Origin of the sequence: Streptomyces spectabilis, assembly GCF_008704795.1 — a bacterium.
Taxonomy (GTDB): domain Bacteria; phylum Actinomycetota; class Actinomycetes; order Streptomycetales; family Streptomycetaceae; genus Streptomyces; species Streptomyces spectabilis.
The window spans coordinates 4,107,474-4,120,940 of record NZ_CP023690.1 but is presented as its reverse complement, the minus strand read 5'-3'; the positions used below and the strand labels follow the sequence as shown (position 1 = coordinate 4,120,940).

The following is a 13,467-nucleotide window of genomic DNA, read 5'->3' as shown; positions in this document are numbered from 1 at the left end:
GAGGGAGCCGTCAGCGCCCCAGGGCGCGGACCAGGTCGGCCGTCAGCTCGGGGCGGTCCGCCACGCGCTCCACGCGCACCGCGTCGCAGCCCACCCACTCCGCCGCCTCCAGGAGCGCCTGGGCGACCGCGGGCACCGCCTTGGGGCCCTCCAGGGACACCTGCTTGGCGACCAGCGTGCCGCCCTCGCGCGCCGGGTCCACCCGGCCCACCAGACGGCCGCCCGCGAGGACGGGCATCGCGAAATAGCCGTGGATCCGCTTCGGCTTCGGGACGTACGCCTCCAGGCGGTGGGTGAAGCCGAAGATCCGCTCCGTGCGGGCCCGCTCCCAGACCAGGGAGTCGAAGGGCGAAAGGAGCGTGGTGCGGTGGCGGCCGCGCGGGGGCGCGGCCAGGGCCTCGGGGTCCGCCCAGGCGGGCTTGTCCCAGCCCTCGACCGTCACCGGGACCAGGCCCGAGTCGGCGACGACCGCGTCGAACTGCTCGCCCTTGAGTCGGTGGTAGTCCGCGATGTCCGCGCGCGTGCCCACGCCGAGGGCCTGGCCGGCCAGGCGGACCAGGCGGCGCAGGCACTCCCGGTCGTCCAGGTCGTCGTGGAGCAGGTCGTCGGGGACGGCGCGCTCCGCGAGGTCGTACACCCGCTTCCAGCCGCGGCGCTCCACGCACACCACCTCGCCGTGCATCAGCGCGCGCTCCACCGCGATCTTGGAGTCGGACCAGTCCCACCACTCGCCCTTGTTCTTCGCGCCGCCCAACTCGGTGGCCGTGAGCGGGCCTTCGGCGCGGAGCTGCTTGATGACCTGGTCGTACGCGCCGGCCGGGAGGTCGTGGTGCCAGTGCGGGCGGGCGCGGTAGGCGCGGCGGCGGAAGGCGAAGTGGGGCCACTCCTCGATGGGGAGGATGCAGGCGGCGTGGGACCAGTACTCGAACGCGTGGGGCCGTGCCGCGGCCGCGCCGGGGGACGCGGTCGTCCAGTACGCCCGCTCCACCGTCGTGCGGCCCACCGCGCCCAGGCGCGCGTACGGGATCAGCTCGTGGGAGCGGGCCAGGACCGAGATCGTGTCGAGCTGCACCGCGCCCAGGTGGCGGAGGACTCCGCGGACGCCTGCCTTGCGGTCGGGGGCGCCGAGGAAGCCCTGGGCCCGCAGGGCCAGGCGGCGGGCTTCGTCGGCGGTGAGAGTGGCCTCGGGGCGCGGGATGCGGGTGGGCTCGGTCATGGGGGAACGATAGGGGCAGGGTCTGACAGCGGGCGTGCGGGTGGGGACCTCCGGGGGGCACCCTCGGCCCCGCCCCGCCCCGCCCCTCCCCGATCCCGGGTCGTCGCCCAGGGCCCCCGCTCAAGAGCACTGGCGCTCAGCGCCCCGTCCTCACCCGCCGGACGGCCATGGTCCCGTGGGCGCGGGCAGATACGGCTGAGGGGACGGCAGGCCGATGTCCGTGGGCAGGAGGGCGCCGACCCAGCAGTCGCGGAGGGTGTTCTTGTTGGGCAGGGCCGCGCGGAGGGTGCCCTCGACGGTGAAGCCCGCCTTCTCGGCCACCGCGCGGGATCCCCGGTTGCCCACCTCGGCGCGCCACTCCAGGCGGGTGCAGCCGAGGCGCGTGAACGCCCAGTGGGCCATGGCCTGGACGGTCTCCGTCGTATAGCCCTGGCCCCGGTGCTCCTTGGCCGTCCAGAAGCCGATCTCCCAGCTGCCCGCGCGCGGGTGGTGCAGGCTCGTCGCGGCGAGCAGCGGGCCGCCCTCACGGGGGCGTACGGCGAAGGTGTACTCGATGTCGTGGCGCCAGCCGTCGGGGACCATGCGGCCGGTGAAGCCCTCGGCGTCCACGCGTGTGTAGGGCGACGGGATGGTCGTCCAGCGCTGGATGTCGGGGTCCTGGCACGCCGCGTACACCTCGTCCGTGTCGGCGGACGTGAAGGTGCGCAGCAGCAGGCGTTCGGTGGTGAGGGTGACGGGCTCCATCGGCCGATTCTGCTCGGGCCGCCCCGAGCGGCGCCAGCGGTTTGGGGGCTCGTCCCCGGTCCGGGAGGTGTCGGCGGGGTCGGGAGGCCGCCGCGGCCCGGTCCCGGCGCGGGCCGACGGCATCGGCGGAGCGATTCAGCGACGGGCTGATTCGTCGGCGGATGGTCCGGTATGCGGCACCTTCCAGGCCGCCCGAGCGTTGACGTACTGGCAGGCCTCCCGGCGTGGCCGGGTCCTCGCATACGATGGCCGTTGCCCGACGAGTACAACCGACCGTGCCAGGCCCGACCGGCAAGGAGACCAACCCTCGTGTCCGTCCTCTCGAAGATCATGCGTGCAGGCGAAGGCAAGATCCTGCGCAAGCTGCACCGCATCGCGGACCAGGTCAACTCCATCGAGGAGGACTTCACGGTCCTCTCCGACGCCGAGCTGCGCGCGCTGACGGCGGAGTACAAGGAGCGCTATGCCGACGGCGAAACGCTCGACGACCTGATGCCGGAGGCGTTCGCGACCGTGCGCGAGGCCGCCAAGCGCGTCCTCGGCCAGCGCCACTACGACGTGCAGATCATGGGCGGCGCGGCCCTGCACATGGGTTATGTCGCGGAGATGAAGACCGGTGAGGGCAAGACGCTGGTCGGCACTCTGCCCGCGTATCTGAACGCGCTCTCGGGCAAGGGCGTGCACCTGATCACGGTCAACGACTACCTGGCCGAGCGCGACTCCGAAATGATGGGCCGCGTCCACAAGTTCCTCGGTCTGAACGTCGGCTGCATCCTGGCGAACATGCCGCCCGCGCAGCGCCGCGAGATGTACAACTGCGACATCACCTACGGCACGAACAACGAATTCGGCTTCGACTACCTCCGCGACAACATGGCGTGGTCGAAGGACGAGCTGGTCCAGCGCGGCCACAACTTCGCGATCGTCGACGAGGTCGACTCGATCCTCGTCGACGAGGCGCGTACGCCGCTGATCATCTCCGGCCCCGCCGACCAGGCCACCAAGTGGTACGGCGACTTCGCCAAGCTGGTCACCCGCCTCACCAAGGGCAAGCCCGGCGAGCCACTCAAGGGCATCGAGGAGACCGGGGACTACGAGGTCGACGAGAAGAAGCGCACCGTCGGCATCCACGAGTCCGGCGTCGCCAAGGTCGAGGACTGGCTGGGCATCGACAACCTCTACGAGTCGGTGAACACCCCGCTCGTCGGCTACTTGAACAACGCCATCAAGGCCAAGGAACTGTTCAAGAAGGACAAGGACTACGTCGTCATCGACGGCGAAGTCATGATCGTCGACGAGCACACCGGCCGCATCCTCGCCGGCCGCCGCTACAACGAGGGCATGCACCAGGCGATCGAGGCGAAGGAAGGGGTGGACATCAAGGACGAGAACCAGACCCTCGCCACGATCACCCTGCAGAACTTCTTCCGCCTCTACAAGCGCGCCGACCACGAGGGCAAGGAAGTCCCCGGCCTCTCCGGCATGACCGGTACGGCCATGACCGAGGCCGCCGAGTTCCACCAGATCTACAAGCTGGGCGTCGTCCCGATCCCGACGAACCGGCCGATGGTCCGCAAGGACCAGTCGGACCTCATCTACCGCACCGAGGTCGCCAAGTTCGCCGCCGTCGTCGACGACATCGCGGAGAAGCACGACAAGGGCCAGCCGATCCTCGTCGGCACGACGTCGGTCGAGAAGTCCGAGTACCTCTCGCAGCAGCTGTCCAAGCGCGGCGTCCAGCACGAGGTGCTCAACGCCAAGCAGCACGACCGGGAGGCGACGATCGTCGCCCAGGCCGGCCGCAAGGGCGCCGTGACCGTGGCCACGAACATGGCCGGTCGTGGTACGGACATCAAGCTCGGCGGCAACCCCGAGGACCTCGCCGAGGCGGAGCTGCGCCAGCAGGGCCTCGACCCCGAGGAGCACATCGAGGAGTGGGCGCACGCGCTGCCCGCCGCCCTGGAGCGCGCCGAGCAGGCGGTCAAGGCCGAGTTCGAAGAGGTCAAGGAGCTCGGCGGGCTCTACGTCCTCGGCACCGAGCGGCACGAGTCCCGCCGCATCGACAACCAGCTGCGCGGTCGCTCCGGCCGTCAGGGCGACCCCGGTGAGTCGCGCTTCTACCTCTCCCTCGGCGACGACCTCATGCGCCTCTTCAAGGCCCAGATGGTCGAGCGCGTGATGTCCATGGCGAACGTGCCGGACGACGTGCCGATCGAGAACAAGATGGTCACGCGCGCCATCGCCTCCGCCCAGTCGCAGGTCGAGCAGCAGAACTTCGAGACGCGCAAGAACGTCCTCAAGTACGACGAGGTCCTCAACCGCCAGCGCGAGGTCATCTACGGCGAGCGCCGCCGCGTCCTGGAGGGCGAGGACCTGCACGAGCAGGTCCAGCACTTCATGGACGACACCATCGACGCGTACGTCGCGGCGGAGAGCGCCGAGGGCTTCGCGGAGGAGTGGGACCTCGACCGCCTCTGGGGCGCCTTCAAGCAGCTGTATCCGGTGAAGGTCACCATCGAGGAGCTGGAGGACGAGGTCGGCGACCGCGCGGGCCTGACCGCCGAGTTCATCTCCGAGGCCATCAAGGAAGACGTCCGCCAGCAGTACGAGGCCCGGGAGGCGCAGCTCGGCTCCGAGATCATGCGGGAGCTGGAGCGCCGCGTGGTCCTGTCGGTCCTCGACCGCAAGTGGCGCGAGCACCTCTACGAGATGGACTACCTCCAGGAGGGCATCGGCCTCCGCGCCATGGCGCAGAAGGACCCGCTGGTCGAGTACCAGCGCGAGGGCTTCGACATGTTCAACGCCATGATGGACGGCATCAAGGAGGAGTCCGTCGGCTATCTGTTCAACCTGGAGGTCCAGGTCGAGCAGCAGGTCGAGGAGGTCCCCGTGGCGGACGCCGCGCCGTCCCTGGTGAAGGACGGCGTGCAGGACGCGGTTCCGGCCGGTGCTGCCCGCCCGGAGATCCGCGCCAAGGGCCTGGACGCCCCGCAGCGCCCGGACCGCCTGCACTTCCAGGCGCCGAACGCCGAGGGCGGTGTCGACGAGGGCGACTTCACGACCTCCGGCGAGCCCACGGGTGCGGCTGCGGCCGCGGCCGGTGACGGCATGACGCGCGCGGAGCGCCGCAAGGCCCAGAAGGGCGGCCGGCGCCGCAAGAAGTAAGCGCTGAGCGGACCGAGTGGGGCCGGGTGCCGGTGGGTGCCCGGCCCTTCGGCGTCCGTAGGGGTTCACACCTGGTGCCGTACGCCGCTGTCGACCTCCACGGCGGTGCAGCGCCAGCGCTCGTCGTCGCCCCGGTGCAGCCGGAACGCCAGGGCGCGCAGGGCGGGGCCCGCGCCGACGCGGGCGAAGACCTCGTAGACGCCGGGCCGCACCTCGTAGTGGCCGACGCGCCGCACGGCGGGCCGGTGGCCGCCGACCGAGCGCAGCGGCAGCAGCTCGGCGAGCCGGACCAGGTCGTCGTAGGCGGTGTGGGCGACGTGGCGGGCCACCGCGTGGACCGGGCGCTGGCCGCTGAGCACCAGTAACAGCAGCTCCGTGAAGAGCTCCGCCGGGTGCGGGGGAGGCTGCGCGGGCACGCGGTGCGACCGGGAGCCCGGGCGGCGCGGATCGGGGCGGCCGGGCGGACGGCCCGCCGGAGGCCGGGACGCGGCGGGGCGGGTGCTCGCGGGGCGGCGGGGGCGGGTCATGACCTTCGGCATGCCGGGCGCGGCGGCCGTCGGCGGCGGAGTGGGCGACTGGGGCACGGCTGGACCTCCGTAAGGGCAGGAGCGGCCCCCGGGAGGCGCGGCCGGGGCCGGAATACCGAGGGGTAACTTCACTGGGATCTTGTACGGCGGCGAGGGCGGCCGTGGCAACGCTTCCGAGGGGGCGGCGGGCGTGCCCCATCGATTCGCTCATCAGGGTGAGCGGAGGGGGCCGCGGCCGCCTGGCCACGGGGCCGGGGCGGGTGACGCGCCGGACGGGCGTGGACGCGGCGACGGGCTCGGGCGGCACCTCGAAGGGGGACCCGCGCACGTATCCTGAAGGCCCTGCCAGGAGCCTTCGCACCTACGAAAGCGGCCAAGCCATGCGCGTGTACGTACCCCTGACACTGCCCCGTCTCGCGCAGGCGCACGAGGCGGGCGAGGTGGGTCCCGGGCCGCTGACCGCGTACGCCGTGACGCCCGCGCTGCGCGAGTGGTACGTGTCCGACGACATCGAGGAGCTGGAGTACGCGGCCCTCAACCGGGCGGCGCTCGCCTCGCTGCGGCTGCTCGCGGGCGAGCCGGGCACCGCGCGGCGCCGGGTCGTCCTCGCGGCGGACGTGCCGGACGGCGCCGCCGTGGCCGACCCCGACCGGGGCCTGGACGCGGGGGCGCTCGGCGAGGTGCGGATCGCGGGCGCGCTGCCGCTGGCCAAGGCGGCGGCCGTGCACGTCGACGCGGACGACGCCGACGCGGACGTGACGGCGGCGGCGGACGCCCTCGGGGCTGCGGACCAGGGCGACGACGACGCGCAGTTCGTCGTGGACGGCGCGGAGGACCACGAGCTGCTCTGGTACGCGACGCAGGAGATCCCGAACCTGGTCGGCCCCGGGGCCTGAGCCGGACCGCCCGCACCGGCCCCGGGTGGGCTGTGGGGGCGGTGCTGTCAGTGGGGCCGGGTACGGTTTTGTGCATGGGGAAGCAGCAGCACGGGGCCCACATCGTCTGGGACTGGAACGGCACACTTCTGCACGACATCCACGCCGTGATCGACGCGACGAACGCGTCGTTCGTCGAGATAGGCCTGGAGCCGATCACTCTTGAGCGGTATCGCGAGCTGTACTGCGTGCCGGTGCCGCTGTTCTACGAGCGGCTGATGGGGCGGCTGCCCACGGACGCCGAGTGGCTGATGATGGACGCCGTCTTCCACAAGCACTACGGGGCGCGGGTGGACGCGTGCGTCCTCGCCGAGGGCGCGGCGGAGCTGCTCGCCGCGCGGCAGGCCGCGGGGCGGACGCAGTCCCTCCTCTCCCTAGCGCCGCACGAGCAGCTGGTGCCGCTGGTGCGCATACACGGGATCGCCGAGCGCTTCGTACGGATCGACGGGCGTACGGACGGCTCGCACACGGGGAAGGCCGAGCGGATGGTGCGGCACCTCGCGGCGCTCGACGGCGTCGAGGCGTCGCGGATCGTCGTGATCGGGGACGCGGTGGACGACGCGGTCGCCGCGGCGCACGTGGGGGCGCGCGCCGTGCTGTACACCGGGGGGTCGCACAGCCGGGGCAGCCTGGAGGCCGCCGGGGTTCCCGTCGTGGACTCCCTCGACGAGGCCGTGGACCTGGCGGAGAGCCTGGCGGCGTAGCCCGGGGCGGACCGGCTGCCCGCAGCGATGCCGGTGGCTAGGTCACGGGGGCCTTCGCCCTGAGCACCGTGAGGAACTCACGCATCCAGCGCGAGTGGTCCGGCCACGCCCGAGCCGAGACCAGCGTGCCGTCGACGACCGCCTCCGCGTCCTGGAAGGTGGCCCCGGCGGTCTGCATGTCGATCTCCAGGGCCGGATAGGCGGTGACGCGGCGGCCCGCGAGGCCGCCGACGGCCGCGGTGAGCAGGGGGCCGTGACAGATCTGCGCCACCGGCTTGTCCGCGTCGAAGAAGGCCTTGAGGATCTTGCGGAGCTCGGGGTCGCCGCGCAGGTACTCGGGCGCCCGCCCGCCGGGGACGACGAGGGCGACGTACTGGCCTGGGTCGACCTCCGCGAAGGCCAGGTCGGCCGGCCAGGTGTAACCGGGCTTCTCGGTGTAGGTGTCGAAGCCCGGCTCGAAGTCGTGCACGACGAACTGGAGCTTCTTGCGGGACGGGGCGGCGATGTGGACGTCGTACCCCTCCTCGCGCAGTCGCTGGAACGGGTAGAGGACTTCCAGTGACTCCGCCGCGTCACCGGTGACGATCAGGATCTTGGCTGCCATCGCTTCGCTCCCCTGCTCGGCCGCCTCGTGGCGCCCGTCCCGGCCAACGTGCATCCGGCGGGGACGTTTGCCAAGAGGGCCTCCCGGGCCGTACGGGGGCCGAGGGGGCCAGGACTGTGCAGACTGTCAAAGTTCGGGCCCAGGTTTTGTACACATACGGCTCATGACGAGTTCCCGGTGGGGGGCGATAGCCTTGTCCCGTGATCAGCGCGATATCCCGCGGAGGCACGGCCGCCTCCGCCTTGCGCCCGCTATGCACGGAGGACATCCGTGCCGGGCGCCGCGCTGACGTTTTCCCACGGTGCGGACAGCGCGGTCAGCGCGACGCCCAGGACCGGTCAACGATCACCCCGGAAATGGCGGAATCCCGCCCGCTCATCGCTCATCGCGGCATAACGTCGACACCGGCCGGAGACCCCGCGTCGCGGCGTTATGTCACATCACTTCCTTCTACGTCACGCAACGGCGCGCGACAGGAGTCAGAGGACAATGCAGACCAAGCTGGACGAAGCCAAGGCCGAGCTGCTCGCGCGGGCCGCCCGGGTAGCTGAGAACAGCCCGGTCGGGGGGCGCCTGCCAACGGGAGCACCGACCGGGTCGAAGGGCGGTGGCGGGTCAGACGCGGACCGGGCCGCCCAGGCCGACCAGGACAAGGTGCTCGCGTTCCTCCAGCGCTACTACCTGCACACCGCACCCGAGGACCTCACCGACCGCGACCCGGTCGACGTCTTCGGCGCCGCCTTCTCGCACCACCGTCTCGCCGAGACCCGCCCGCAGGGCACCGCGAACGTCCGCGTGCACACGCCCACGGTGGAGGAGAACGGCTGGACGTGCAGCCACTCCGTCGTCGAGGTGGTCACCGACGACATGCCCTTCCTCGTCGACTCCGTGACGAACGAGCTGTCGCGGCAGGGCCGTGGCATCCACGTCGTCATCCACCCGCAGGTCAGCGTGCGCCGCGACCTGACCGGCAAGCTCCTCGAGGTGCTGCCCGCGCAGGCGGCCGGGGCGGACAAGCCGCACGACACCCTCACCGAGTCGTGGATCCACGTCGAGATCGACCGCGAGACCGACCGCTCCGACCTGAAGCAGATCACCACCGACCTGCTGCGCATCCTGTCCGACGTCCGCGAGACCGTCGAGGACTGGGAGAAGATGCGCGACTCCGCGCTGCGCATCGCCGACGAGCTGCCGACCGAGCCGACCGCGTCCGACGTCGGCGGCGAGGACGTCGAGGAGGCCCGCGAGCTGCTCCGCTGGCTGGCCGCCGACCACTTCACCTTCCTCGGCTTCCGGGAGTACGACCTCACCGACGAGGACTCCCTGACCGCCGTGCCCGGCTCCGGCCTCGGCATCCTGCGCTCCGACCCCAAGCACAGCGGCGACGACCACCACCCGGGCGGCCCGTCCTTCAACCGGCTGCCCGCCGACGCCCGTGCCAAGGCCCGCGAGCACAAGCTCCTCGTCCTGACGAAGGCCAACAGCCGCGCGACCGTCCACCGGCCGTCCTACCTCGACTACGTCGGCGTGAAGAAGTTCGACGCCGACGGCAACGTGGTGGGCGAGCGCCGCTTCCTCGGCCTGTTCTCCAGCGCCGCGTACACCGAGTCGGTGCGCCGCGTGCCCGTCATCCGGCGCAAGGTCGCCGAGGTCCTGAGGGGCGCGGGCTTCTCGCCCAACAGCCACGACGGCCGCGACCTGCTCCAGATCCTGGAGACGTACCCGCGCGACGAGCTGTTCCAGACGCCGCCCGACGAGCTGCGGTCGATCGTCACCAGCGTCCTGTACCTCCAGGAGCGCCGCCGCCTCAGGCTCTACCTGCGCAAGGACGTGTACGGCCGCTACTACTCGGCCCTGGTCTACCTGCCGCGCGACCGCTACACCACCGGCGTACGGCTGCGGATCATCGACATCCTCAAGGAGGAGCTGAACGGCGCCAGCGTCGACTTCACGGCCTGGAACACCGAGTCGATCCTGTCCCGCATCCACTTCGTGGTCCGGGTGCCCAAGGGCGGCGAGGTCCCGGCGCTCTCCGACTCCGACGTCGAGCGCATCGAGTCCCGTCTGGTGGAGGCCGCCCGCTCCTGGGCCGACGGCTTCGCCGAGGCGCTGACCGCCGAGTGCGGCGAGGAGCGCGCCGCCGAGCTGCTCCGCCGCTACCAGGGCGCGTTCCCCGAGGGCTACAAGGCCGACCACACGCCGCGCGCCGCCGTCGCCGACCTGGTCCACCTGGAGCACCTCCAGCAGGGCCACAAGGACTTCGCGCTCAGCCTGTACGAGCCGGTGGGCGCCGCCCCCGACGAGCGCCGCTTCAAGATCTACCGCTCCGGCGGCCAGGTCTCGCTGTCCGCGGTCCTGCCGGTCCTGCAGCGCCTGGGCGTGGAGGTCACCGACGAGCGTCCGTACGAGCTGCGCTGCGCGGACCGTACGAACGCGTGGATCTACGACTTCGGTCTGCGCCTGCCCAAGCTGGGCAACGGCAGCGGTGACTACCTGGGCGACGACGGCCGCGAGCGCTTCCAGGAGGCCTTCGCCGCCGCCTGGGCCGGCGAGGCCGAGGTCGACGGCTTCAACTCGCTCGTCCTGCGCGCCGGTCTGAACTGGCGCCAGGCGATGGTCCTGCGCGCGTACGCCAAGTACCTGCGCCAGGCGGGCTCCACCTTCAGCCAGGACTATATGGAGGACACCCTCCGCAACAACGTCCACACCACGCGGCTGCTCGTCTCCCTCTTCGAGGCCCGGATGTCGCCGGACCGCCAGCGCGCGGGCACCGAGCTGACCGACGGACTGCTCGAAGAGCTCGACGGGGCCCTCGACCAGGTCGCGAGCCTGGACGAGGACCGCATCCTGCGCTCCTTCCTCACCGTCATCAAGGCGACGCTGCGCACCAACTTCTTCCAGGAGGCGGCGGGCGGCAGGCCGCACGGCTACGTCTCCATGAAGTTCGACCCGCAGGCCATCCCCGACCTGCCGGCGCCGCGGCCCGCGTACGAGATCTGGGTGTACTCGCCGCGCGTGGAGGGCGTGCACCTGCGCTTCGGCAAGGTCGCGCGCGGCGGTCTGCGCTGGTCCGACCGGCGTGAGGACTTCCGTACGGAGATCCTCGGCCTGGTCAAGGCGCAGATGGTGAAGAACACCGTGATCGTGCCGGTCGGCGCGAAGGGCGGCTTCGTCGCCAAGCAGCTGCCCGACCCGTCGGTGGACCGCGACGCGTGGCTCGCCGAGGGCGTGGCCTGCTACAAGATCTTCATCTCGGCGCTGCTCGACATCACGGACAACCTGGTCGCGGGCGAGGTCGTGCCCCCGGCCGACGTGGTGCGCCACGACGAGGACGACACCTATCTGGTGGTCGCGGCCGACAAGGGCACGGCGACGTTCTCGGACATCGCCAACGAGGTCGCCGAGAACTACAACTTCTGGCTCGGCGACGCCTTCGCCTCCGGCGGCAGCGCGGGCTACGACCACAAGGGCATGGGCATCACCGCGCGCGGCGCCTGGGAGTCCGTGAAGCGGCACTTCCGCGAGCTGGGCGTGAACACGCAGACCGAGGACTTCACGGTCGTCGGCGTCGGCGACATGTCCGGCGACGTGTTCGGCAACGGCATGCTCCTGTCGGAGCACATCCGGCTGGTGGCCGCCTTCGACCACCGGCACATCTTCATCGATCCGAACCCGGACGCGGCCACCTCGTACGCCGAGCGCCGCCGCCTCTTCGAGCTGCCCCGCTCCAGCTGGGCCGACTACAACAAGGAACTGCTCTCCCCGGGCGGCGGGATCTTCCCGCGCTCGGCCAAGGCGATCCAGCTCAACGCGCACATCCGCGAGGCCCTCGGCATCCAGACCGGCGGCGCCAAGATGACGCCCGCCGAGCTGATGCAGGCCATCCTGAAGTCGCCGGTCGACCTGCTGTGGAACGGCGGCATCGGCACCTATGTGAAGGCGTCCGCCGAGTCGCACGCGGACGTGGGCGACAAGGCCAACGACGCCATCCGCGTCAACGGCGCCGACCTGCGCGTGAAGGTCGTCGGCGAGGGCGGCAACCTCGGTCTCACCCAGCTCGGCCGGATCGAGTTCGCACGCTCCGGCGGCCGCATCAACACCGACGCCATCGACAACAGCGCGGGCGTGGACACCTCCGACCACGAGGTGAACATCAAGATCCTGCTGAACGCCGTGGTGCAGGCCGGGGACATGACCGTCAAGCAGCGCAACAAGCTGCTCGCCCAGATGACCGACGAGGTCGGCCAGCTCGTCCTGCGCAACAACTACGCGCAGAACACGGCGCTCGCCAACTCCGTCTTCGAGGCCCCCTCGCTGCTGCACGCGCACCAGCGCTTCATGCGGCGCCTGGGCCGCGAGGGCCATCTGGACCGCTCCCTGGAGTTCCTGCCGACCGACCGGCAGATCCGCGAGCTGTTGGGCTCCGGGCGCGGTCTGTCGCAGCCCGAGCTGGCCGTGCTCCTCGCGTACACGAAGATCGTGACGGCGGACGAGCTGTTCCAGACCTCGCTGCCGGACGACGAGTACCTGCGGCGCCTGCTGCACGCGTACTTCCCGAAGGCGCTGCGGGAGAAGTTCCCCGAGCAGGTCGACGGGCACGCGCTGCGCCGCGAGATCATCACCACGGTCCTGGTCAACGACACCGTGAACTCGGGCGGCTCGACCTTCCTGCACCGGCTTCGCGAGGAGACCGGCGCCTCCCTGGAGGAGATCGTCCGGGCGCAGCTCGCCGCGCGCGAGATCTTCGGGCTCGGCGAGGTGTGGGACGCCGTCGAGTCCCTGGACAACGTGGTGGCCGCCGACGTGCAGACGCGGGTCCGCCTGCACTGCCGCCGCCTCGTCGAGCGCGGCACGCGCTGGCTGCTCAACAACCGGCCGCAGCCGTTGCAGCTCGCCGAGACGGTCACCTTCTTCAGCGAGGGCGTCACGCAGGTGTGGGCGGCGCTGCCCAAGCTGGTGCGCGGCTCGGACCTGGAGTGGTACGAGAGCATCCGCGAGGAGCTGACCGGCGCCGGGGTGCCGGACGAGCTGGCCCGGCGCGTGGCCGGGTTCTCCTCGGCCTTCCCGGCCCTGGACATCGTCGCCGTCGCCGACCGCGTGGACCGGGAGCCGCTTGACGTCGCCGAGGTGTACTACGACCTCGCCGACCGGCTGCGGATCACGCAGCTGATGGACCGCATCATCGAGCTGCCGCGCAACGACCGCTGGCAGTCCATGGCGCGGGCCTCCATCCGCGAGGACCTGTACGCGGCGCACTCCGCCCTGACGGCCGACGTGCTCGCGGTGGGCAACGGCTCCTCGACTCCCGAGCAGCGCTTCAAGGCGTGGGAGGAGAAGAACGCCGCGATCCTCGGCCGCGCCCGCACCACCCTGGAGGAGATCCAGGGCTCGGACGCCTTCGACCTGGCGAACCTGTCGGTGGCCATGAGGACGATGCGCACGCTGCTGCGCACGCATTCGTAGTCCGTACGCGGCCGGGGCGCCCCGCACCGATCGGTGCGGGGCGCCCCGGCGTTTTCGCGTCCGTACACGCCGTACGCGCCGCACGCGCCTGCTCTGGCAAATCGGGCAT

At 71.5% G+C, this 13,467-nt stretch carries 8 protein-coding genes; 4 read left to right on the top strand and 4 right to left on the bottom strand.

Annotated elements, in window-relative coordinates:
- Positions 1–10 precede the first annotated feature (10 nt).
- Together CP982_RS17800 and CP982_RS17795 are read right to left on the bottom strand one after the other, a co-directional pair.
- On the bottom strand, positions 11–1,216 hold the full coding sequence (locus tag CP982_RS17800) for a winged helix-turn-helix domain-containing protein (RefSeq protein ID WP_150511446.1): 1,206 nt from the start codon (positions 1,214–1,216) through the stop codon (positions 11–13).
- Positions 1,217–1,366: 150 nt separating this feature from the next.
- A complete protein-coding gene (locus CP982_RS17795; RefSeq protein ID WP_150511445.1) occupies positions 1,367–1,960 on the bottom strand; it encodes a GNAT family N-acetyltransferase in 594 nt (197 codons plus the stop codon).
- Positions 1,961–2,269: 309 nt separating this feature from the next.
- Between CP982_RS17795 and secA the strand changes: the two genes are divergently transcribed.
- Positions 2,270–5,125 carry a preprotein translocase subunit SecA gene (gene secA, locus CP982_RS17790; RefSeq protein WP_150511444.1) on the top strand — a complete coding sequence of 952 codons (2,856 nt, stop codon included), beginning with the start codon at positions 2,270–2,272 and terminating at the stop codon, positions 5,123–5,125.
- Between the two features lie 65 nt (positions 5,126–5,190).
- Here secA and CP982_RS42540 read toward each other — a convergent pair whose 3' ends face one another.
- Entirely contained in the window at positions 5,191–5,709 is a 519-nt protein-coding gene (locus CP982_RS42540; RefSeq protein WP_229879815.1) for an Rv3235 family protein, read from the bottom strand.
- 323 nt (positions 5,710–6,032) lie between these two features.
- On the opposite strand from CP982_RS42540, the gene CP982_RS17780 reads away from it, so the two are divergent.
- Both CP982_RS17780 and CP982_RS17775 read left to right on the top strand, forming a co-directional pair.
- Positions 6,033–6,548 (top strand): DUF6912 family protein, encoded by a 516-nt coding sequence (locus CP982_RS17780; RefSeq protein WP_150511443.1) that lies wholly within the window; start codon positions 6,033–6,035, stop codon positions 6,546–6,548.
- Between the two features lie 74 nt (positions 6,549–6,622).
- Entirely contained in the window at positions 6,623–7,291 is a 669-nt protein-coding gene (locus CP982_RS17775) for an HAD family hydrolase (protein ID WP_150511442.1), read from the top strand.
- A gap of 37 nt (positions 7,292–7,328) precedes the next feature.
- On the opposite strand, the gene CP982_RS17770 is transcribed toward CP982_RS17775, so the two are convergent.
- Positions 7,329–7,895, bottom strand: a complete 567-nt coding sequence (locus CP982_RS17770) for a DJ-1/PfpI family protein (protein ID WP_150511441.1) — start codon at positions 7,893–7,895, stop codon at positions 7,329–7,331.
- Between the two features lie 489 nt (positions 7,896–8,384).
- Here CP982_RS17770 and CP982_RS17765 point away from each other — a divergent pair, with 489 nt between their 5' ends.
- Positions 8,385–13,358 carry an NAD-glutamate dehydrogenase gene (locus CP982_RS17765; protein WP_150511440.1) on the top strand — a complete coding sequence of 1,658 codons (4,974 nt, stop codon included), beginning with the start codon at positions 8,385–8,387 and terminating at the stop codon, positions 13,356–13,358.
- The last annotated feature ends 109 nt before the right edge of the window (positions 13,359–13,467 follow it).